Origin of the sequence: Campylobacter sp. MIT 12-8780 (genome assembly GCF_006864535.1) — a bacterium.
In the GTDB taxonomy this organism is placed as follows: Bacteria; Campylobacterota; Campylobacteria; order Campylobacterales; family Campylobacteraceae; genus Campylobacter_D.
This window is the reverse complement of the sequence record NZ_QHLL01000010.1, coordinates 53,922-74,144: the sequence shown is the minus strand read 5'-3', so window position 1 is coordinate 74,144 and position 20,223 is coordinate 53,922. Positions and strand designations below refer to the sequence as shown.

20 protein-coding genes are annotated in these 20,223 nt (G+C 35.7%); 7 read left to right on the top strand and 13 right to left on the bottom strand.

Annotated features, from left to right (window positions below; all coding sequences use genetic code 11):
- Positions 1–1,605 (bottom strand): methyl-accepting chemotaxis protein (locus tag DMB95_RS08160; protein ID WP_142931659.1); only part of this gene is annotated, 1,605 nt, incomplete at its 3' end.
- 174 nt (positions 1,606–1,779) lie between these two features.
- On the opposite strand from DMB95_RS08160, the gene DMB95_RS08155 reads away from it, so the two are divergent.
- The 3 genes from DMB95_RS08155 to DMB95_RS08145 all read left to right on the top strand — a co-directional run bounded on the left by DMB95_RS08155 (position 1,780) and on the right by DMB95_RS08145 (position 5,482).
- The gene (locus DMB95_RS08155; protein ID WP_142931658.1) at positions 1,780–2,958 is read left to right on the top strand and encodes a glycosyltransferase family 39 protein; all 1,179 of its coding nucleotides are present in this window, start codon (positions 1,780–1,782) and stop codon (positions 2,956–2,958) included.
- Positions 2,955–3,695, top strand: a complete 741-nt coding sequence (locus tag DMB95_RS08150) for a hypothetical protein (protein WP_142931657.1) — start codon at positions 2,955–2,957, stop codon at positions 3,693–3,695. The genes DMB95_RS08155 and DMB95_RS08150 overlap by 4 nt, the downstream gene beginning before the upstream one ends.
- Before the next feature lie 152 nt (positions 3,696–3,847).
- The gene (locus DMB95_RS08145) at positions 3,848–5,482 is read left to right on the top strand and encodes a methyl-accepting chemotaxis protein (protein WP_185906689.1); all 1,635 of its coding nucleotides are present in this window, start codon (positions 3,848–3,850) and stop codon (positions 5,480–5,482) included.
- A gap of 1 nt (position 5,483) precedes the next feature.
- On the opposite strand, the gene mreC is transcribed toward DMB95_RS08145, so the two are convergent.
- Genes mreC through fabZ form a run of 5 tightly spaced genes read right to left on the bottom strand, consistent with a single transcriptional unit; the run spans position 5,484 to position 9,719 of the window.
- A complete protein-coding gene (gene mreC / locus DMB95_RS08140; RefSeq protein WP_142931655.1) occupies positions 5,484–6,236 on the bottom strand; it encodes a rod shape-determining protein MreC in 753 nt (250 codons plus the stop codon).
- Complete coding sequence (locus DMB95_RS08135) at positions 6,226–7,266, bottom strand: rod shape-determining protein (protein ID WP_034906639.1); 1,041 nt, start codon at positions 7,264–7,266, stop codon at positions 6,226–6,228. The genes mreC and DMB95_RS08135 overlap by 11 nt, the downstream gene beginning before the upstream one ends.
- A complete protein-coding gene (gene clpX / locus DMB95_RS08130) occupies positions 7,266–8,492 on the bottom strand; it encodes an ATP-dependent Clp protease ATP-binding subunit ClpX (RefSeq protein ID WP_137633424.1) in 1,227 nt (408 codons plus the stop codon). The genes DMB95_RS08135 and clpX overlap by 1 nt, the downstream gene beginning before the upstream one ends.
- Complete coding sequence (lpxA, locus tag DMB95_RS08125; RefSeq protein ID WP_142931654.1) at positions 8,489–9,274, bottom strand: acyl-ACP--UDP-N-acetylglucosamine O-acyltransferase; 786 nt, start codon at positions 9,272–9,274, stop codon at positions 8,489–8,491. Before lpxA ends, clpX begins: the two co-directional genes overlap by 4 nt.
- Before the next feature lie 4 nt (positions 9,275–9,278).
- Positions 9,279–9,719 (bottom strand): 3-hydroxyacyl-ACP dehydratase FabZ, encoded by a 441-nt coding sequence (gene fabZ, locus DMB95_RS08120; protein ID WP_142931653.1) that lies wholly within the window; start codon positions 9,717–9,719, stop codon positions 9,279–9,281.
- A 147-nt stretch (positions 9,720–9,866) separates the two neighbouring features.
- On the opposite strand from fabZ, the gene proB reads away from it, so the two are divergent.
- Complete coding sequence (proB, locus tag DMB95_RS08115) at positions 9,867–10,646, top strand: glutamate 5-kinase (RefSeq protein ID WP_142931663.1); 780 nt, start codon at positions 9,867–9,869, stop codon at positions 10,644–10,646.
- A 141-nt stretch (positions 10,647–10,787) separates the two neighbouring features.
- Here the strand turns inward: proB and ilvD are convergent, their stop codons facing one another.
- Positions 10,788–12,476 carry a dihydroxy-acid dehydratase gene (gene ilvD / locus DMB95_RS08110; protein WP_142931652.1) on the bottom strand — a complete coding sequence of 563 codons (1,689 nt, stop codon included), beginning with the start codon at positions 12,474–12,476 and terminating at the stop codon, positions 10,788–10,790.
- Between the two features lie 97 nt (positions 12,477–12,573).
- Between ilvD and DMB95_RS08105 the strand changes: the two genes are divergently transcribed.
- Positions 12,574–13,509 (top strand): bile acid:sodium symporter family protein, encoded by a 936-nt coding sequence (locus tag DMB95_RS08105; RefSeq protein WP_142931651.1) that lies wholly within the window; start codon positions 12,574–12,576, stop codon positions 13,507–13,509.
- A gap of 13 nt (positions 13,510–13,522) precedes the next feature.
- Here the strand turns inward: DMB95_RS08105 and DMB95_RS08100 are convergent, their stop codons facing one another.
- Genes DMB95_RS08100 through DMB95_RS08090 form a run of 3 tightly spaced genes read right to left on the bottom strand, consistent with a single transcriptional unit; the run spans position 13,523 to position 15,665 of the window.
- Positions 13,523–14,584 carry an LptF/LptG family permease gene (locus DMB95_RS08100; protein WP_142931650.1) on the bottom strand — a complete coding sequence of 354 codons (1,062 nt, stop codon included), beginning with the start codon at positions 14,582–14,584 and terminating at the stop codon, positions 13,523–13,525.
- Positions 14,581–15,132, bottom strand: coding sequence for an aminoacyl-tRNA hydrolase (pth, locus tag DMB95_RS08095; protein WP_142931649.1), 552 nt, complete (start codon positions 15,130–15,132; stop codon positions 14,581–14,583). The genes DMB95_RS08100 and pth overlap by 4 nt, the downstream gene beginning before the upstream one ends.
- Positions 15,129–15,665 (bottom strand): 50S ribosomal protein L25/general stress protein Ctc, encoded by a 537-nt coding sequence (locus DMB95_RS08090; RefSeq protein ID WP_137633432.1) that lies wholly within the window; start codon positions 15,663–15,665, stop codon positions 15,129–15,131. The genes pth and DMB95_RS08090 overlap by 4 nt, the downstream gene beginning before the upstream one ends.
- 219 nt (positions 15,666–15,884) lie before the next feature.
- On the opposite strand from DMB95_RS08090, the gene DMB95_RS08085 reads away from it, so the two are divergent.
- The gene (locus tag DMB95_RS08085; protein WP_142931648.1) at positions 15,885–16,586 is read left to right on the top strand and encodes an OmpP1/FadL family transporter; all 702 of its coding nucleotides are present in this window, start codon (positions 15,885–15,887) and stop codon (positions 16,584–16,586) included.
- A complete protein-coding gene (locus DMB95_RS08080; RefSeq protein ID WP_142931647.1) occupies positions 16,564–17,259 on the top strand; it encodes an OmpP1/FadL family transporter in 696 nt (231 codons plus the stop codon). The genes DMB95_RS08085 and DMB95_RS08080 overlap by 23 nt, the downstream gene beginning before the upstream one ends.
- Positions 17,260–17,359: 100 nt before the next feature.
- On the opposite strand, the gene DMB95_RS08075 is transcribed toward DMB95_RS08080, so the two are convergent.
- The 3 genes from DMB95_RS08075 to DMB95_RS08065 are packed head-to-tail and all read right to left on the bottom strand — an operon-like array spanning position 17,360 to position 20,197.
- The gene (locus tag DMB95_RS08075; RefSeq protein WP_142931646.1) at positions 17,360–18,025 is read right to left on the bottom strand and encodes a LutC/YkgG family protein; all 666 of its coding nucleotides are present in this window, start codon (positions 18,023–18,025) and stop codon (positions 17,360–17,362) included.
- Positions 18,018–19,460, bottom strand: a complete 1,443-nt coding sequence (locus tag DMB95_RS08070; protein WP_142931645.1) for a LutB/LldF family L-lactate oxidation iron-sulfur protein — start codon at positions 19,458–19,460, stop codon at positions 18,018–18,020. Before DMB95_RS08070 ends, DMB95_RS08075 begins: the two co-directional genes overlap by 8 nt.
- Positions 19,457–20,197: a (Fe-S)-binding protein gene (locus DMB95_RS08065; protein WP_142931644.1), complete on the bottom strand. Its 741-nt coding sequence runs from the start codon at positions 20,195–20,197 to the stop codon at positions 19,457–19,459. Before DMB95_RS08065 ends, DMB95_RS08070 begins: the two co-directional genes overlap by 4 nt.
- Positions 20,198–20,223 lie beyond the last annotated feature (26 nt).

The following is a 20,223-nucleotide window of genomic DNA, read 5'->3' as shown; positions in this document are numbered from 1 at the left end:
GACATTTTTAATCTCTTCACTTTGAGTGATAACATCACTTGTTTTTGTCGAGACATTTTGCATAGAAGAAGTGATTTGTTCTAAAGCTGCTGCTGTTTCTTCTAAAGAATGAGCTTGTGAGTTTGAACTTTGAGTGAGAGCATTGACAGCTTCTTGGAGTTTGCCACTTTCTTCACTTAAAGAATGGGCAAAATCAGATGAGGTTTTAAGCATTTTTACGATTTCATCGCCTAAGATATTAGTTGTTACTTCTACATTACCACTTGCATTAGGAATTTTATTTCTAAAGTCTAGATTTCTATATTCTTCAAAGACTTCACGAATGGTATTTAAATTTGAACCTACTCTGTGTTGTAAGACATCAAGCAAGCGATTTAATACATTTTTAAGTTCTATGAGTTGAGGATTTTTAGGATGAGCTGTGATTCTTGCACTTAGATCACCTTCTTCTACTATATGCACGGTTTGCACTGATTGTTGGACGGCTTGGGAGTCTTGTTCTAAGCCTTTTTTTGTTTGCAAGATATTTTCATTAATAACCTTTGAAATTTGTCCAAATTCATCATTACCCTTGATATTAATCATGGCAATATCTTTTGTTTTATAGTTAAGAAAATCAAAGAAAGAATTTAAAGCATTTTGAATAGCACGAAGTGGAAATAAGCTTCTGCTGATTAAAAATCTAACTACTACAAGCGCAATGATGATAAAAATCGATCCAGCTGCTACTTGCTTTAAAAGAATTTGATTTGAATAACTTGAATAAATGCTAGCTTGCATAACAGAACAAAAGAAATAATTTGGATTTGCAAGGCTTGGAGTACACATAATGGCTTGTTCTACACCCTCATCATCTTTTGCAAAAAATATTTCATCATCTTCTAGCAAATAAGGTTTTGCTTTGATTGAATCAAAAATCGTTTGAGAGAGTTTATTTTTGGTTAAAACTTTATCTTTGTCTTGATGAAAGATGATATTTTCACTTATTTTATCATATACTCCAACATAAAAATTTGCACTTGATACTGAAGAGAGTATATCTTGAGAGTATTTATTAACACTATAATCGCCCCCAACAACGCCTTTTAAATTTCCAGATTGGTCATAAAAAGGCATGGCAAAGGTAAGCGAGGTTTGTCCATTGTCGATTGATTTATAAGGCTCGGTAACGATCAATTTACCTTCTTGCTTGGCTTTTACATACCAAGGGCGGTTTTTTGTATCATAGCCTACTGAAAGATCAAGAATTTGTCCATTTGATTGATAATTTTTGCCATTACTTTCAAGAGCTATATATACCAAATCAAAGTCATTTGCTTCTTTAAAAGCTGTCGCAAAAGCGATAAAATCCTCTTCTGTAATTTTACTCTTAGCTACTTCTTGAGCTAAAATTTCTATGACTTTTCTTTTTTGTGAGTCATATGAATTAAAAGTTGATAATACGCCTTCAACAACTTGAAATTGGTTTTCTCTAAGCAATTCAAAAGTTTTATTTTTAGCATCAAAATAGCTTACCATACTTGCTACACCCAAAACTAAAACGATTAAAGCCCCAACCCATATCGTCAGTTTGGAAGCCACACCAAGAGACTTATTTGAACCCATTTCTTTACTCCTTAAAATCCCAAAATATTTAGCGAAAAATTATAAGTATTTGAAGACTAAAATTATAGTCTTCAAAAGCTTTAAGCTCGCTTAAGCTTTAAACTATAATTGCTAACCTCATCACAATCTTTTTTTAAGCTCTAATATGCTATAAATCAACTTAAAAGGAGTGTGATGAAAAAGATAGTCGCCTTGGTTTTGATCTTTGATTTGCTCGCTTTGCTTTATGGCTCAAGCACGCTAAGCATAGGCATTGATGAAGCAAAGATATATTTTACACATACAAATTTGCTTTACTATCTTACGCATGCTTCTACTTTTGTGTTTGGACAAAATGATCTTGCCCTTCGTTTGCCTCTTTTGATCTTGCATGTTTTATCGTGTATCCTTTTGTATTTGCTTGCTTTAAAGATCACAAAAACACCAAAAGATGCTTTGTTTTCGCTTATTTTATTTGTGCTTTTGCCCGGTAGTGTTGCCAGTGCTTTGCTTGTCAATCAAGCTTCTTTAGTGATATTGATGAGCTTATTGATCTTGTGCGCCTATGAATATGAGAAAAAATACAGCTTTTATGTTCTTTTGTGTTTGGCTTTTTTTGTCGATCCTTCGGTGATGATCTTATATCTTGCACTTTTTTTCTTTGGTTTTTATAAAAAAGATGCCTTACTTTGGAGTGTAACCTTAATCCTTTTTGGTTTGTGTTTAAGCTTTTATGGTTTTGATACGGGCGGTAAGCCTAAGACTTATTTTTTAGATACCTTGGGGATTTTTGCGGCGTGTTTTTCGCCTTTGGTTTTTGTGTATTTTTTCTATGTGATTTATCGTATTGCTTTGAGTGATAAAAAGCCTTTGTTGTGGTTTGTTATGGCTACAACTTTTGTATTTTGTTGCTTAGTTTCGATAAGACAAAAGCTTTATTTGGAAGACTTTTTGCCTTTTTGTGTGATCTCTACACCTTTGCTTATACGCACTTTAATGCAGTCTTATCGCGTTCGTTTGCCAAATTTACGCGTAAAATATGATATTTTTATACAATGTTCGCTTATTTTTTTAATTTTATGCTACGCGGCTATAGTTTTTAATACCTTTTTGTATGCTTTTGTTTCAAATCCTAAAAAGCATTTTGCATATAATTATCACGGCGTTAAAGAGCTTGCTTTAAAGCTTAATGAAATGGGGATAAAAGGTGTAAAAACAAATGAAAATTTAGCTTTAAGACTCAAATTTTATGGCATTGATTCAAGTAAAACTTATCGTTTAGTCAAGCTAGATAGTGCTAAAAATTCAAACATTAAAGTGCAAATTGCGAGCTTGCAAGAATACTACAGGCTTGAAAGGATAAAACAAAAGTGAAGTATGCTTTTTCTTTGCTTGAGAGTGTTTTTGTGCTGATTATCCTTGCGTTGATTATTTCTTTAGCTCAATTTTATCCAAGCAATGAAAATAAAATTTATCTAGGGGCAAAGCAAATTGTAAATGATTTGCACTACGCAAGGGCTTTGGCTTTAATGCAAGAAAGTTTTAGAGATGAAAAACTAAGCGTTGCTACAAAAGATGAATGGTTTAAGGCAAGGTGGCAGCTGTATTTTATCCGATCAAAAAGCGCAACAAATAACGAGCAAACTTATACTTTATTTTTGGATAAAAATGGCGATGGAAATGCAAATATCGGTAAAATCAATGTCAATATAGACAGAGAAATCGCTGTTGATCTTTTTAATCCAAAAAAGCTGATGAATTCAGGGCAAAGTGGAGTGATTAGCGCCCAAGATGAAAAGGCAAGTCAGAGGTTTAATATCCAAAAAACTTTTGGCATTTTAAGAGTGGAATTTAAAGATGCTTGTGCTGGTAGCACTCGTGTGGTTTTTGATGAATTTGGCAGGCTTTATTCGCCTTTAAGGGGAGCAAACCAAGCCTTTGATAAGCTTCTTATACACAAAAACAAATACTGCATTATCAAGCTTATCAATCAAACTCAAAGTGTTTGCATACTCATCGATACGCTCAGCGGTTATGCGTTTTTACCAGCTTTTACACGATCAAACACGCAATATATAGCCCATAAGCAAAAATTATGTTCTCAAATTTAAAGGTTTTGATCATACTTTTTTTGGTGTGAATTTGGCATAAAAATGTAGAATTATTTATATTTTTTTATTATAATCATATGAAAATGTGATAGAATTTAATACAAATTCGTTATAAATTTGAATCAAATCTTAGTTAATCAAAAGGAGTATTGATAATGAAGCTAGGAATTTCAGCTAAGCTTTATATGGGTTTTGCTTGTATTGTTGTTATTATGATTATAACCTCTATCTTTTCTATATATAAGGTTAAAGAATTTAACTCTATGCTTACTCGTGCAACCTATGTCAATGGGGTGATTTCAAGACAAGCGATTAATTTTAGAGGCTCTGTGCATGATCGATCGATTTTAATTCGTGATGCAGCTTTGATTACAGATGAGCAAGATCTTCAAAACACTTTAAATATGATTAAAAAGCTTGAAGATGATTATAATAAAGCCGAAGCTAATTTCGCGGAACTTTTTAGTAAAAAATTACTCGATGAAACTGAAACAAAAATGTATCAAGATATTGAAGAGATCAAAAATGTAACCTTGCAAACTTATACAATGATCTTGCAAAGCTTAAAACAGGGCAACATAGATCAAGCTAAAGCGATGATTTTAGATCAAGCTCGTCCGCAGTTTATCACTTGGCTTGCACGCATTAACACTCTCATCGATCATGAAGAGCTTGCAAACTCAAATTTAACAAATCAAGCTATCGCTGATTCTCAAGCTTTTGTGCCGATTATGATCGCTATTATTTTAATCGCCCTTATCATCTCAATTATCGTCGCAAGTTATAGCGCTCGTTATATCAAAAAGGTTGTAGGTGGAGAACCAGCTGAAGTAAATCGTATCATTAATGAAGTCGCACAAGGAAATTTAAGGCTTCAAATTCAAACCAAATACGAAGCAAGCATACTACATACGGCGAGCAAAATGCAAAATCAGCTTAAAAATATAGTGCAAAAAATCGCCACCCTTTCAAATGAGATCAATAAAAAAGTTGAGCTTGTTAATGATATATTTGAAAATACCGAAAAAGCTACAAATGAGCAAGGCGATTTGTCAAACAAATCAGCACAAGGCATACACGAGCTTGTTCAAAAAACTTATAATATCCAAAAAATAGCTGATGAAACCGAACAAAACTCTAAAAATACAACTCAAATTTGTCAAGAAAACAAAACAGCAGCTCAAGAAACAGCTGAACAAATGAAAAATGTGGCTCAAAACTCAGGCAAGATGTCAGAGCAAATCAGTTTCTTAAACGAACATGCTCAAAATATAGGACAAAGCACAGAACTTATCAGCGAAATCACGGATCAAACCAATCTCTTAGCTTTAAATGCGGCTATAGAAGCTGCAAGAGCTGGCGAAGTAGGGCGGGGTTTTGCTGTGGTTGCTGATGAGATTAGAAAGCTTGCTGAAAGAACAGGTGCAGCTACCGGACAAATCACTATCATCAACCAAAAAATTCAAGAAGAAACCGTTGCTACAGCTACAGCCATACAAGAATCAATCCCGCTCATCACTCAAGGTAAAAACTTAAGTGATGAAATGTGTGATTCTATGGACTTAATCGCAAAACAAGCTAGCGATAGTCTCATAAAAGCAAGAGAAGTCAATCAAGAAGTCAATGAGCAAATCAAACTTATGGAAGAGATAGAAAAACAAGTTACTTCATGTGCGGATATCTCAATTCAAACTAAAAATACCATTATCGAAAATAAAAAAGCAGCTGAGGAGCTTAAGGATATCGCTGAACATTTGCAAAAAGAGATAGAAATTTTCAAACTCTAAGTTAAAATCTTTCCACCATATACATATAAGCTGGGATATTAACCTTGACAAAAGGCTCTATCTCAGCGCTTTGATACATATCGATATCATCATCAATTTTTATGATTTTACCCACAGGCACACCGCTAAAAAAGATGTTATCTAATCCGCTTGTTAAAACCTCATCGCCTATGTGAATGCTTTGCCATTTTGGTATAAATTTAATGATAACTTTATTGCCATTGCCTTGTAACACGCCTGGAATTTTGTCTTTGCCTATATATACTGAAAAAGCACATTGTTCATCACTTTGAAGTAAAGCCATAGGACGATCATTTTTAAGTATGGCAATACCAGCTGTGTAGCCTTGATAGATTAAACCTCTATTTTGAGTTCCATTAAAATGGGTTGTGGAAAGCCAAAGTCTATTATAATCGCTTATTTGCGCATAAGAAATAGCTTTAACTAAAGAAACTTTTGGAAGGTATTGAGTGGAGTTTTTATCTTCTAAAAGCAAATTGAGTTGATTGGCAAAGGTTGAGATCAAAGCAGTAGCTTCTTCAAGCTGTTTGTTTTGTGCTTTTAGGGCACGAATTTGATCAACTTGATTAAAATGCTCGCTTATACTCTCGCTCATATAATCTTTTACATCATAATATGTCGTGATGATAATATCGTTAATGAATAAAACATTTTTTTTAATCGAACCTCCATAATAAAAAGAGATAAAGACTAAAAAAGAAAGAATTAAAACACCACGAATTTTATTCTTCATTGGTTAATTGTCGTAACAATGCGATTTCTTCCAGAATTTTACCAGTGCCTCTTGCTACGGCTAAAAGTGGCTCATCAGCAACATAAACAGGCAAACGCACGGTTTCTGATAAGTATTTATCAAGCCCTCTTATTAAAGCACCACCACCACTTAAAACTACGCCATTTTCGACTATATCGGCTGCTAAATCAGGTGGCATCATCTCAAGCACCATTTTTAAAGCATCGGCAATTTCTTTTAAATTTTCTCTCATTGCCTCGCGCACATCTTCGCTGGTAAGTTCTATGCGGCTTAAAAGTCCGCTGATTTGATCGCGTCCTTTAACAACCATAGTAAGCTCTTTATTTAAAGGGTAAGCTGAACCTATGGTGATCTTGATCTCTTCGCCGGTTCGTTCGCCTATAACAAGATTGTATTTTTCTTTGACATAATTGACTATACTCATATCAAGCTTATCTCCGGCGGTGCGGATTGATTTTGAAATCACTAAACCACCAAGCGAAGTAACGCCTATCTCAGTTGTTCCTCCACCTATATCAACGACTAAATTTCCTTTTGGTTCTTGTATAGGTAAATTCGCGCCAATTGCTGCTGCCATAGGTTCTTCAACCAAAAATACCTCTCTTGCTCCAGCACTTAAAGCACTTTCTCTAACTGCTTTTCTTTCAACTTGAGTAAGCCCATAAGGCACGGAAATAATGATCCTTGGGCGAAGGAAATTTTTGCGACGATGTGTTTTTTCTATAAAATAGCGGATCATCTTTTCAGTCATATCAAAATCAGCGATAACGCCATCTTTCATAGGGCGGATCGCTTCTATGTTTGCTGGGGTTTTACCCACCATATCTTTAGCCTCTTTTCCTACGGCTAGAATTTTTGCTTTTCCTCCGTATCTTTCGCGTTCAACCGCCACGACAGAAGGCTCATTGATCACTATACCCTTGTCTTTGATAAGCACTAAAGTATTTGCTGTGCCTAAATCTATGCCCATATCGCTTGAAAAAAATCCAATCACTTGATCAAGTATCATTATCCCACCCTTTTTGTTTTGATAAATAAAGGCTTTGCACCTTCTCGCACCACTTCTTTAGTGATGATTATATCGTAATTTTTGTATTCTGGTAGCTCAAACATCAAATCCACCATTAATTCTTCAATAATGCTTCTTAAGCCCCTAGCACCTGTTTTTCGCTCCAAAGCAAGTTTGGCTATTTCTTTAAGCGTATCATCTTCAAATTTCAAACCCACACCATCTATAGCAAAAAGCTTTTGATACTGCTTAATGATAGCATTTTTTGGTTCGGTTAAGATACGAACCATATCATCTTCATCAAGCTCATTTAAAGAAGCGATAACATGAAGCCTACCGATAAGCTCAGGGATAAGCCCAAAATGCACCAAATCATCAGGTTCTATCTTTTCAAGCAAGCTTTTTTTATCAGCTTCAGCTGTATCAGCAAAGCCTACCACCTTATCGCCAAGCTTGCGTTTGAGAATTTGATCTAAGCCGTCAAATGCCCCACCACATACAAAAAGTATATTTGAAGTATCAATTTGTATAAAGTCTTGATTAGGGTGCTTTCTTCCACCTTTTGGCGGAATATTAACGAGGCTTCCTTCGATGATTTTAAGTAAAGCTTGTTGCACGCCTTCTCCGCTTACATCTCTTGTGATGGAGCGGTTTTCACTCATTCTAGCGATTTTATCAATCTCATCTATGAAAACTATGCCCCTTTGAGCTCTTTCAACATCGCCATTTGCAGCTTGAACTAATCTTGTAAGTATATTTTCGACATCTTCGCCCACATAGCCAGCTTCAGTTAAAGAAGTCGCATCACAAATGGCAATTGGCACATCTAAGAATTTAGCTAAAGTTTGAGCAAGCAAAGTTTTTCCGCTTCCTGTAGGACCAATAAGCAAGATATTTGACTTAAAAAGCTCAGTATCATCATCTTGTAAAGCAGATTTAAATATCCTTTTGTAGTGATTATATACACCTACAGAAAAGATTTTTTTGGCTCTATCTTGTCCTATAACATAACGATCTAAATAAGCCTTAAGCTCTTTTGGTGTGATATCTTTAAAATCTATTGTTTCTTGCTTTAATGGAGTGTTTTTTGCTCTTTCATCGCCAAAGATGAGATTATACGCACCCTCAACGCAATATTGACAGATAAAAGCGTCATCTTGTTCATTTGCTAGAATTCTTCTTTGTGCGCTTTCGCTTTCTCCACAAAAATTACATTTTTTAATCATTTCTTTCCTCTATATACAGGAATTCCTCGCTTTGTTTCAAGGATAAATTCACACATTTTTTTTACATTTTCACTTGAAGTTTGACTTAAAAGCTCTTCAGCTTTCTCTTTTAAATCCCCACCTCTAAACAAGAACTTATAAGCTTTGTTAATGCACTCTACCTCATCTTTATCAAAACGTCTGCGAATGCCTACAAGATTAAGACTTCTAATACTTGCGCGATTTCCCTCAGCCAAACAAAAAGGCACTATATCTTGAGAAAGTGCTGAAGCTCCAGCGATCATCGCTCCTTCTCCTACATGCACGAACTGATGGATAGGTGTTAAGCCACCAACCACGACAAAATCATCAAGTCTAACATGTCCGGCTAAGGTAGCATTATTTGCCAAGATAACATTTTTTCCTAAACAACAATCATGCGCGATATGACAATACGCCATGATAAAAGCATTATCCCCAATGCGTGTAAATCCGTCTCCTTTGGCTGTGCCTGAATTTATAGTCGCGAACTCTCTAATAACCGAGTTTTTACCGATGATTACTCCGCCTTTTTGTCCGTCTTGATATGAGATATCTTGAGGGATATCACCTACTATAGCATAAGAAAAAACCTTACTTTTATCATTTATGGTTGTATCAGCAAGTATTCTAGCGCCTTGCTTAATCACCACTTCATTGCCGATTTTTGCGTCTTTGCTAATGAAAGCATAGGCTTCAACGACAAGATCATCGCCTAAAATAGCCCCATCTTCTATAACCGCACTTGGATGAATTTTTTGCATTGTTTTACTTATCAATAATCATAGCTTTTAATTCAGCTTCAGCTACCAAAGCTCCTTCTACAAAAGCTTTTCCTTCAAATATCCATAAATTCCCACGATTTTTTACCACACGCATTTCATAATCAAGCTTATCGCCCGGACGAACCGGATTTCTAAACTTAGCCTTATCAATGCCGGTAAAATACACCACCTTTTCTTTAGGATTAACCTTATCGTCCATACTTTCAAAAGCCAAAACTCCACCCGTTTGAGCCATACCCTCTAAAATCAACACGCCCGGATATATAGGATGATCTGGAAAATGCCCCATAAAAACTTGATCTGAAATACTGACATTTTTATATCCTTTTACAAGCTCGCCGATTTTTAACTCTGTGATCTTATCAACAAGCAAAAATGGGTAGCGATGAGGGAGGATTGCTTGAATTTGCATGACATCTATCATAAATTTAACCTTAAAAAAGCGTATTGAAAAAGGCAATTTTACAAAAAAAATCCTAATAAAATCATTAAATTTAGCAAGTTTAAGCTTTAAAATTCAAAAAAAGCGAATTTGATAACAAAGTTTTTAAAATTTGTTATAATACCGCCTATGAAAACACAAAATTTTAAAAGAATCATCATCAAAGTTGGCTCACATACCTTGAGTGAAAAAGATGCTTTAAGTCTTGATCGTATAAAAAATTTGGTGCATTTTTTGGCTGATTTGATGCAGCGCTTTGAAGTGATTTTAGTGAGTTCTGGGGCAACTTCAGCTGGCTATACAAAATTTCATTTAGACAGGAAAGAGCTTGTCAATAAACAAGTCTTAGCTGCTATAGGACAGCCTTTTTTAATGCAAACTTATAATGATTTTTTAGCCAAATTTGATAAAATCGCTGCTCAAATTTTACTTACTGCAGGTGATTTTGACTCAAGAAAAGCAAGCAAAAATGCTAAGAATGTCGTTGATACTATGCTTAAGTGCGGAATTTTGCCTATCATTAACGAAAATGATACAACAGCGACTTTTGAGTTTTTCTTTGGGGATAATGACTCGCTTTCAGCTTTAGCTATGCATTATTTTAATGCTGATTTGCTTGTGATTTTAAGTGATATTGATGGCTTATATGATAAAAATCCACATGAATTTAAAGACGCAAAACTTATCTCAAAACTTGGATATATCGATGAAAAATGGCTCAAGCAAAGCTCAAAAACAGGCAGCGAGCATGGCACAGGTGGTATAGTAACGAAGCTAAAAGCAGCTTCATTTGTGCTTGAAAGAAATAAGGCTATGTTTTTAGCAAGCGGTTTTGATCTTTCTGTGGTTAGGGCTTTTTTGCTCGAAAATAAACAAATCGGCGGCACACTTTTCATCAAGGACGAATAAGCTTTTGTCATTTTATCTTAAGCTTTAAATTCCTTAAAATTCTTGCTTGAATTTGGCTTGATTATTTTTATTGTATTACTCGAAAAGCATTTTTACAGCCTTATTTTGAATACATATTTTAACTCATAAAGGCTATAAAACTTAGTGTTTAAAAAAATCAAGATCAAGCACAGCACCATTGCTTGCATTGCTTACTAGTTTTTGATATTGGGCGAGATAGCGAGATTTTAAAGGCTTTTGTAAAGCTTTGAAATTTTCGCGTCTTTGTTTTATCTCGGCTTCACTTAAACGCACATTTATGGCATAAGTATCCACATCTATATCGATAATATCTCCATCTTTAAGCAAGCCTATAAGCCCACCCTCAGCAGCTTCAGGACTTATATGCCCTATGCTTAAGCCTCTTGTTGCCCCACTAAAGCGTCCATCAGTGATTAAAGCTACATCAGCGCCAAGCCCCATACCCATGATCAAGCTTGTTGGAGAAAGCATTTCTTGCATACCCGGACCTCCTTTTGGTCCCTCATATCGTATCACGCACACATCGCCTTTTTTCACTTTGCCTTTGATAATGCCTTTAATAGCTTCATCTTGACTATCAAAACACACAGCCTTACCGCTAAATTTACGCTCACCAACTATACCAGCAGTTTTTATCACACAGCCTTGCTCGGCTAAATTTCCAAACAAAATCGCCAAACCACCAACCTTTGAATACGCATTTTCTACCTTGTGAATTACACTTTCATCAAGAATTTGAGCGTCCTTTATCCTTTCACCTAAGCTTTCCCCGCTGATAGTAAGCGCATCAAGGGCTAAAAGTCCATTATTACGACGCGAAATTTCTTTTATCACAGCATTCATTCCCCCAGCCCTGCCTACATCTTCCATAGCCACACTTGGCAAACTTGGAGCGATTTTGGCAATGTGAGCGATTTTTTTGCTTATGTCGTTAAGACTTTTTATCTCAAGAGGCACGCCAGCTTCGCGAGAGATAGCCAGCATATGAAGTATAGTATTTGAGCTTCCTCCCATAGCCATATCAACTACCATGGCATTTTTGATTGCTTTTTCAGTGATGATATTTCTGATTTTAAATCTCTCATCAAGGGCGATCTCACAAATTCGTTTTGCAGCTTTTCGAAGTAAATTTTCTCTTTCTTCACTTAAGGCTAGAGCTGTGCCATTACCACTTAGAGCTATACCCATAGCTTCACAAAGCGTGTTCATAGAATTTGCAGTAAACATACCAGAACAAGATCCTCCGCCCGGACAGGCTTTGCATTCTATATCTTTAAGCTCTTCTTCGCTTATTTTATGCACTTCAAATTCGCCTACTGCTTCAAAGACACTATTTAAAGTGAGTTTTTCACCCTTTGTGCTTTTTCCAGCTTTCATAGGACCGCCACTTACAAATAGAGTTGGCACATTTACCCTTAAAGCTCCCATAAGCATACCCGGAGTGATTTTATCACAATTTGGTATGCAAAGAAGTGCGTCAAGTTGGTGTGCATTCATTACACTTTCTACTGAATTTGCGATAATCTCACGGCTTGGCAAGCTATAAAGCATACCGCTATGCCCCATAGCTATGCCATCATCAACGCCTATAGTGTTAAACTCAAAGGGCACACAGCCATTTTTACGAATTTCATCTTTGATAATCGCAGCGTATTTGTTGAGGTAAAAATGTCCGGGGATAATATCTATATAAGAATTAGCTATGCCTATAAAAGGCTTATCAAAGTCTTCATCTTCAAGCCCACAAGCCCTTAGTAAAGAGCGGTTTGGTGCCTTTAAATACCCTTTTTTAATAACATCACTTCGCATATATATCCTTAAAATTCAAATAATATCAGCATTTTAGCCAAAAATTACTATAATTTATATTATAATGATTTTTTAATCTCAATATATAAGGCAAATTATGAATTTTTTAAAAGCTGTGAGTAATTTTTTTTCAAAATATATGGCTATTCTCATCTTGCTTATTGCGGCTTTGGCTTTGTTTTATCCAAGTTCGGTAAGCTTTATTAAGGCAAGTTATATTAATTATTTGCTGATGATAGTTATGTTTGGTATGGGACTTGCGATGAGGGCAAGTGATTTTGCTTTTGTTTTAAAGCGTCCAAAAGATTTAAGTATAGGCGTTATAGCACAATTTACCCTAATGCCATTGATCGCTTTTGTGCTTTGTTTTTTATTTAACTTACCACTTGAGCTTGCTATTGGCGTTATTTTGGTTGGCACTTGTCCGGGTGGAACTTCTTCAAATGTGATAACCTATCTTGCAAAGGGAGATTTGGCTTTATCAGTAAGCATTACTTCATTTTCGACTTTTTTAGCGCCTTTGCTTACTCCACTTTTAACCTTGCTTTTTGTTGGAGAAAGGGTTGAAGTCAATGTTTTTGCTATGTTTTTTTCTATAGTGCAAATAGTGATTTTTCCTATACTTTTAGGGCTTTTGATTTCTTATTTTTTTCCTCGCTTTACAGCAAGGATAGAAGAAATTTTACCTCTTATCTCAGTGCTTGCGATTATGGCTATCGTCGCTTGTGTGGTGAGTATAAACTCAGCCAAGCTTATGCAAATAGGGCTTTTGATCATAATAGTAGTTATGCTTCATAATGTTTTAGGTTATATCTTAGGCTATCTTTTAGCAAAAATTTTAAAAATGCCCCTTGCTAAAAGAAAAGCAATTTGTATAGAAGTTGGTATGCAAAACTCAGCTCTTGCTACAAGTTTAGCTGCTACTCATTTTGCTTCTATGCCATTAGCTGCAGTAGCTGGAGCTTTGTTTTCTGTGTGGCATAATATCTCAGGTGCGATTTTGGCTAATCTTTTAAGATTGAAAGAAAAATGATGAGAAAATCCAGTTAAAATTTCTTTTTATAAAGGATAAAAAACGACACAAATGCAAGGCTTAAAACAGGGGCTATGATACCTATTTCTGCACTGATAACCCCGCCTTCGCTCAGTCTTGTTAGCAAAAACAAAAAGCCCCAAGTGCCAAGCGTAACGACAAAAAAGATAAAACTAATAAAAGCAAGATTAAAAAAACGTCCTATGATAGGAAAAAACTGATATAAAATCAGCATTAAAAAAGGCGCAAATAAAGGTGCAAAGATAAGTTTGTAAAGCTCTGTTTTTACTCTACTTGTATTCACGCCTTGAGTTTGAAAAGCTTTAAAGCTCTGCCACGCATCAATGATGGTGTAATTACTCTTGCTTGCCACACTTTCAATGATTTTTGGCTTAAAGCCTTCTAAAGTTTCAAGTTCATTAAAATTTTCTATCTTTAGTCCTTCACCATAAAGTTTAAGCTCGCTTGGTGTGGTAAGTTTATTTGCATTTTCAAGAAGCCAAATATCATCTTTAAAACGCGCTTTTAGGGCTTGTTGGATTTGACTTAGATTTAGCTTGTCTATACTAAAGATTTTTATATTTTTAACTTCATTTTGTAAAGGCTCAAGGCTTTCTATGTAGATAAATTTATCATCGTATTTTACAAAGATACTTGAGCTTTGTGTGCTTAAAACGGCATTATTTAAGATATTGCTTTTATAATCATTTGCATAAGCAAAAGGTGTGAAGTTAAGCCCTATAAACACACAGCAAAAAAACACAGCCCATAAAAAAGGATATAAAATCACTAAATTTCTTGACAAACTTAAGGCATAAAAACTTACAAGTTCGTTTGAGCGTATCATATTAATCAAACAAATGATTAAGGCAAAGACTAGTGAAATAGGCATTATATAGCTTAACGCCGTGCAGGCAAGAAACAAGACATACAAAAAAACAAGATTAGCTGAATTTGGCAAATCTTTGAAATTTAAAAGTAGATCAATACCTACAAAGAAAAAAGTCAAAGCAATTAAGATGATAAAAAAGCTTTTAAGATAAATTCCAGAGATAAAACGAAAAAAAATACTCATTCTTTTTTCTTTAAAGAAAAATTTGAGGCAACGCTTGTTATATCACTATTGATAAGGGCTAAAACAGCATTTTTAGCTTGCGTTAAAACAGGCTCTAAGCTTTTAAGCTCATCAGCACTAAAATGCCCTAGCACGAAGTTAATCACATTTTTATCTTTGCCTATGCCTATACGCACGCGTTCATAATCATTTCCGCAAAAACTATCAATGCTTTTAAGTCCATTATGTCCCCCACTTGAGCCGCCTTTTTTGAAACGAAGTGTACCTAGACTTAAGTCTATATCATCATGGATCACGATTAAGCGATCGCATTTGTAAAAGTTCATCACAGCACTTACGCTTATGCCAGAATTATTCATAAAAGTATGGGGTTTTAAGAGTAAAAGGGGCGAAGAATTGCTTTTAAACAATTCTCCTTTAAATTTGGTGTTTGAAATTGGGGTAGTTTCAAGCTCGTTTAAGAGTAGATCAACGAGCATAAAACCGACATTATGTCTTGTATTTTCGTATTCTTTGCCAATATTGCCAAGTCCTACGACTAAGATCATCTTGCCTTTTCTACACCCACAACAGCTACGCGATCAGCTTCGACAATGCTTACACCTTGAGGTAAGCTTATATCACGCACCATTAAAGCATCGCCTACATCAAGCTTGCTTACATCAAGTTCGAAGAAATTTGGTAAATTTTCAGCCGCACATTTTACCTTTAAGCGTCTTTTGCTTTGGATTAAAACACCTTTGTTTTTAAGCCCAATAGCTGTGCCGCTAAGCTTTACAGGCACCATATATTTGCCGATAACACCTTTTTGAGCGACTTTTAAATCCACATGTTTAAGCTGGCTAGTAACAGGATCTTTTTGATAATCCACAACCACAACACTATAAGTGTTTGCTCCAACTTTAACATCAAAAATAAGGCTGGTTTTTTTACGCACTTCTTTGATAAAATCGTTTAGTTTAAACGCAGCGTGGATATTTTCCACACCTTTACCATAGATGTTTGCGATTAGATAACCATCTCTTTTTAAGGCTTTAGCTGCCTTTCTGCCGATACTCTCTCTAACGATACCTTCTAACATCTTTTTCCTTTCGTAAAAAATAAAGGCTTGATTGTAGCAAATTTAAGTTAAAAAAAAGTTGAATTTAGCTTAGAAAATACTTTTTTGAAAAATATTGAGCTTGCAAAAAAACAAAACATATAAATTATCTTGCAACACACAAGAATAAAATAAATGGCTTAAGTGTAATTTAAATTATTTATTATACAATGTAATCCTATACAGACTATAAGGAAAACAATGAATAAACATTCAAAAAAGATTTATTTTGCCCTCTCATGCGTTTTATGTTCGAATTTAGCTTTTGCTTCTGGGTATCGTTTAGCCGAGCAAAGCTTAAATGGCACGGCGTTAAACTCAGCCTTTGTAGCTGGGGCGTATGGGGCTGATGCGAGTTATTATAATCCTGCAAATATGGCTTTTGGTAAGGATAGTGATAAATTTGAATTTGAGTTTGATGCAACTTTTATCTATGTGCCGGGTTTTGATTTTACTAAGGTTGGTGGGGATGTTGATCAAGGAGTGCAAATGGGCAGTTTCCCACTCTCGCCTGCTGGTTCTAATGAAACTTATGGACGAGCAAATGCTACTAAACAATTTGTGCCAAAATTTTTCTTTAAAAGCAAGGCTTATGAACTCAGCGAGGATACAAAGCTTCATTATGGGCTTTCACTTACCACACCTCAAGGGCTCAATATGAATTGGGATAAAGAAGGTGGTGGCTTTATGGATGATTTAAGCCTTGCTATACTTGATTTAAATCCTGTTGTATCTTTGACTTATCAAGACTTTATCAGCGTGGGCGTGGGTGCGAGCGTGTTGTATTCTTGGGGAGATTTTGATAATACCTTAAATGTGCCTTTTTCTGTGCCAAATCTTGCAAGTGGCACAACAAATGTAACTCAAACTTCTAGTGCTGATGGCTGGGGGGGGGGGCTATAACCTTGCTTTGAGTATCAAGCCCACTTCAAGCACGACTATATCAACGACTTATCGCTCTAAACGAGCTTTGAATATGAAAGGTGATTTAAAAGCTCTTGCTAAAATGGGAAACACAGTCGGTTCAGCTTCTATGAATGCTGATTTAAAACTCGATGCAGATTTGCCAGCGATTTTTAATGTCGCTTTAGCTCAAGACTTTGGTAGGATTAGGGCTGAGTTCGTGTATGAACGCACTTTTTGGAGTAGTGCTGATATTTTTAAATTCGGCTATGTAAATGCTCAATTTAAGGGAATAGGAGGCATTTTAAGTGCTTTTGATAGTTCATATATAGCTGGTATGATGAATTCAGCTGATTATAATGCTGTATATTACGGACAAGGCTGGAAAGATAGCAATGCGTATCGTTTGGGTTTGAGCTATTTTGGCGATGATCATACTTTTATGCTTTCTTTTGCTTATGATGAGACGCCAACGCCTCAAGGTGTGTTTGGCATACCTGATGCAAATGCATTTATGTTTGGGCTTGGGTTAAGAAAAAGGTTGAGCGAAAGTGTCGATGTGGGTTTAGCGTATTCTTTAGCAGTAAAAGACAACAGAAAAAGCTTTATCCAATCACATGATGGCTGGGGTGAGCTACACCTTGTAACTGCTGGTTTTAAGTATCTTTTCTAAATACATTTTAACACTTAAAGCTTAGAAATGAGAATTTTAGAAATTTAAGTTTGTGTAAATTTAAGTAAGGTTCTAGGGCAAAAAAGCCCTAGAGTTTTTGTCAATATAGCACCAAATGCACTTTTTGTGAGCCATGCACGCCAAAAACCGTGATAAGCTCTATATCAGCTGTTCTTGAAGGACCAGCGATAAATAAAATATTATTTGGCAATACTTCATTTTCGCTTTTTACTAAATTTAAAGCTTCGGCTAGTGAGTTTAAAATCTTGCTTTTTTCAAGCAAAATGATACAAAGTGTCGGTGCTAAAGAAAGCATTCTAGGCTGTTTTGGCGAGCTTGGCACGCATACAACTCCGTGTGAGCTTATGCCACATTTTGCGTGAATGACAGAAAATTCGCTGTGAAAAACCTCGTGGCGTAAATTTTCTATCTCTTTATCAAAACATACTTTTTCGCTGGCTTTGATTTTATCTATATCAAGTTCTAAGCCTGTGCCATAGATGAATTTTTCATAGCCATATAAAGCGACGATTTCATTGATCTTTGTTTCAAGTTCGTGTTTTTCGCACTCTTCGACGATGAATTTGTTATCACTCATCTTGCGTTTCATCTCATCTATCGCCTCTTCACCACCAACTCTTTTGATATGTACGACTGGATCGCTTGTTTGTATGCGTTCAAAGTCTTTTATTTTATTTCTTTGTCTTACGGCATTTAAGATCGCTTCTTTGCTACGACTTGAAATTTCATTTTTATTTTCACTCATAGCTTACTCCTTCTAGCTTTTGAACTTCTTTGTAAAGATCGACTTTTATGGAAGGCAAATCCTTAAATTCGCTCCATTTTTTAATCACCGGCAACGCACTCTTAAGCCCTTGCACCGCCCAGTTAAAATAATGCGCGTTGCCTAGAGAAAAACGCCAAAGCCCACCATTTGTCGCTGCCATTTGGAAATTTCTCATTGCAAAAGCTTCGGCTTTGTTATGGTGCATATTTTCATCGCCTAAAAGCTTTTGTTCGCCTTGTCCTGCTTTATCGCTTCTTAATGTGCGTATGAGATTAGCGAGTGGAATTTTTACCGGACAAACTTCAGAACAACGCCCACAAAGCGAGCAAAAGCTTAAAATATCGCCGGTTTTATCTATACCAAAAAGATTTGGGCTAATCACTTCACCAATTGGTCCTGGATAAGTGGTTTGATAGGTGTGTCCGCCTATTTTATCATATACCGGACAAAAGTTCATACACGCACCACAACGAATACAGCGCAAGGCTTCATAATAATTTTTATTTGCAAGCATTCTTGTTCGGTTGTGATCAAAAAGCACGATATGCACTTCTCTTGGTCCATCTAAATCCCCATTTTTTCGAGGTCCTGTAATGATATTGTTATAAGTTGGGATAAATTGTCCTGTTGCTGAAGGGGTAAGCAAATGCACCATAGTTGCCGCATCCTCAAAGCTTTGCATCACTTTTTCTATACCACAAAGAGCGATATGTATGTCTGAAGCGGTGGTGCACATTCTGCCATTGCCTTCATTTTCTATAAGCCAAATTGCACCTTGCTCTGACATCGCAAAATTTACACCACTTAAGCCTATTTTTAAATCTTCAAATTGATTTCTTAAATGCTCTCTAGCTATGGCATTAAGCTTTTCTGGTTCGCTTTCAAGGCTTGCACCAAGTTTATCTTTAAAGGTTTGTCCGATTTGATAGCGATTTCTATGAATAGCTGGCACGACAATATGCACTGGCGTATCTTCATCAAGCTGCAAAACAAGCTCGCCAAGATCGCTTTCAACAGCTTTTAAGCCCTTTTTTTCAAGGTAGTGATTTAAGCCTATCTCCTCGCTTGCCATGGATTTGCCTTTGAGGATTTTATTTGCTTTTTTCTCCATCATAATTTGATAAATAATCTCACAAGCATCAGTATCAGAGCTTGCCCAATGCACGTGCATACCATTTTTTGTAGCATTTTTTTCAAATTCAAGCAAACGTTCATCAAGACTCATTAAGGCGTTATTTTTAGCCTGTCTTGCCCTTGCTCTTAAGCCTTGCCAATCCTCAAACCTATCATCAATAACCTTAAGACGATTTTTTTGTAAGATATGCATTGCAGTGGTTAAATTTGTTCTCATTTGTTCATTGCTGAGATTTTCATGAACAGCAACTTCGTGCGGTAATTTGTGTTCTGCACTCATAGTTTTGCTCCTTCAAGTCTTTTAAGTAAAAAGTCATATAAATGAAAGCCTTTTATATCAAGCCCCATTCTACTCATCGTGCCTTTGATATTAAGCAAGCAACCACCATCACCGCTGATAATGTATTTTGCTCCGGTATTTTGTATATCATTTACCTTTGCTCTTGCCATTGCGTTTGAAATTTCTGGTTCTTTTACAGAAAAAGTTCCACCAAAACCACAGCATTCTTGCTCGTATTCAAGCTCGATTAGCTCGACATTTTTAAGCCTTTTGATAAGATTTTTACTTGAGGTAATGCTTTTTTGCACTCTTAAAGCATGGCAGTTTGAATGCCAAGTTACTTTTATAGGCTCACCTTTGTCTTCATAATTTACATTTAAAACTTGATCGAGGTATTGAGAAAGCTCGATTACTTTTGAGCTAAAATGTTTGATCTCATCAAGTCTTTTATCCTCTTTGAAAAGTTCTATATAATCATGACTCATCATACCTGCACAAGAACCGCTTGGTACGATGATAGGATAGTCTTTTTCAAAAAGTCGAGTGTTATACAAAGCCACTTCTTTGCTTTCGTTAAAATAACCTGAATTAAAACTCGGCTGCCCACAGCAGGTTTGATTTTTCTTAAAAATCACCTCTACGCCTTCTTTACGAAGGAGTTTAATCGCATTAAGCACCATTTCTTGCATGGCAGCAGTGCCTAAGCAAGTTGCGTAAAAATACACTTTATTCAAAATAAATCCTTTATAATAAAGATAAGCCT

Coding starts and splice junctions, on each gene's coding strand:
- DMB95_RS08155 (WP_142931658.1), top strand. CDS start 1,780: ATGAAAAAGATAGTCGCCTTGGTTTTGATCTTTGATTTGCTCGCTTTG.
- mreC (WP_142931655.1), bottom strand. CDS start 6,236: ATGAAGAATAAAATTCGTGGTGTTTTAATTCTTTCTTTTTTAGTCTTT.
- DMB95_RS08135 (WP_034906639.1), bottom strand. CDS start 7,266: ATGATACTTGATCAAGTGATTGGATTTTTTTCAAGCGATATGGGCATA.
- clpX (WP_137633424.1), bottom strand. CDS start 8,492: ATGATTAAAAAATGTAATTTTTGTGGAGAAAGCGAAAGCGCACAAAGA.
- lpxA (WP_142931654.1), bottom strand. CDS start 9,274: ATGCAAAAAATTCATCCAAGTGCGGTTATAGAAGATGGGGCTATTTTA.
- fabZ (WP_142931653.1), bottom strand. CDS start 9,719: ATGATAGATGTCATGCAAATTCAAGCAATCCTCCCTCATCGCTACCCA.
- proB (WP_142931663.1), top strand. CDS start 9,867: ATGAAAACACAAAATTTTAAAAGAATCATCATCAAAGTTGGCTCACAT.
- ilvD (WP_142931652.1), bottom strand. CDS start 12,476: ATGCGAAGTGATGTTATTAAAAAAGGGTATTTAAAGGCACCAAACCGC.
- DMB95_RS08105 (WP_142931651.1), top strand. CDS start 12,574: ATGAATTTTTTAAAAGCTGTGAGTAATTTTTTTTCAAAATATATGGCT.
- DMB95_RS08100 (WP_142931650.1), bottom strand. CDS start 14,584: ATGAGTATTTTTTTTCGTTTTATCTCTGGAATTTATCTTAAAAGCTTT.
- pth (WP_142931649.1), bottom strand. CDS start 15,132: ATGATCTTAGTCGTAGGACTTGGCAATATTGGCAAAGAATACGAAAAT.
- DMB95_RS08090 (WP_137633432.1), bottom strand. CDS start 15,665: ATGTTAGAAGGTATCGTTAGAGAGAGTATCGGCAGAAAGGCAGCTAAA.
- DMB95_RS08085 (WP_142931648.1), top strand. CDS start 15,885: ATGAATAAACATTCAAAAAAGATTTATTTTGCCCTCTCATGCGTTTTA.
- DMB95_RS08080 (WP_142931647.1), top strand. CDS start 16,564: ATGGCTGGGGGGGGGGGCTATAACCTTGCTTTGAGTATCAAGCCCACT.
- DMB95_RS08075 (WP_142931646.1), bottom strand. CDS start 18,025: ATGAGTGAAAATAAAAATGAAATTTCAAGTCGTAGCAAAGAAGCGATC.
- DMB95_RS08070 (WP_142931645.1), bottom strand. CDS start 19,460: ATGAGTGCAGAACACAAATTACCGCACGAAGTTGCTGTTCATGAAAAT.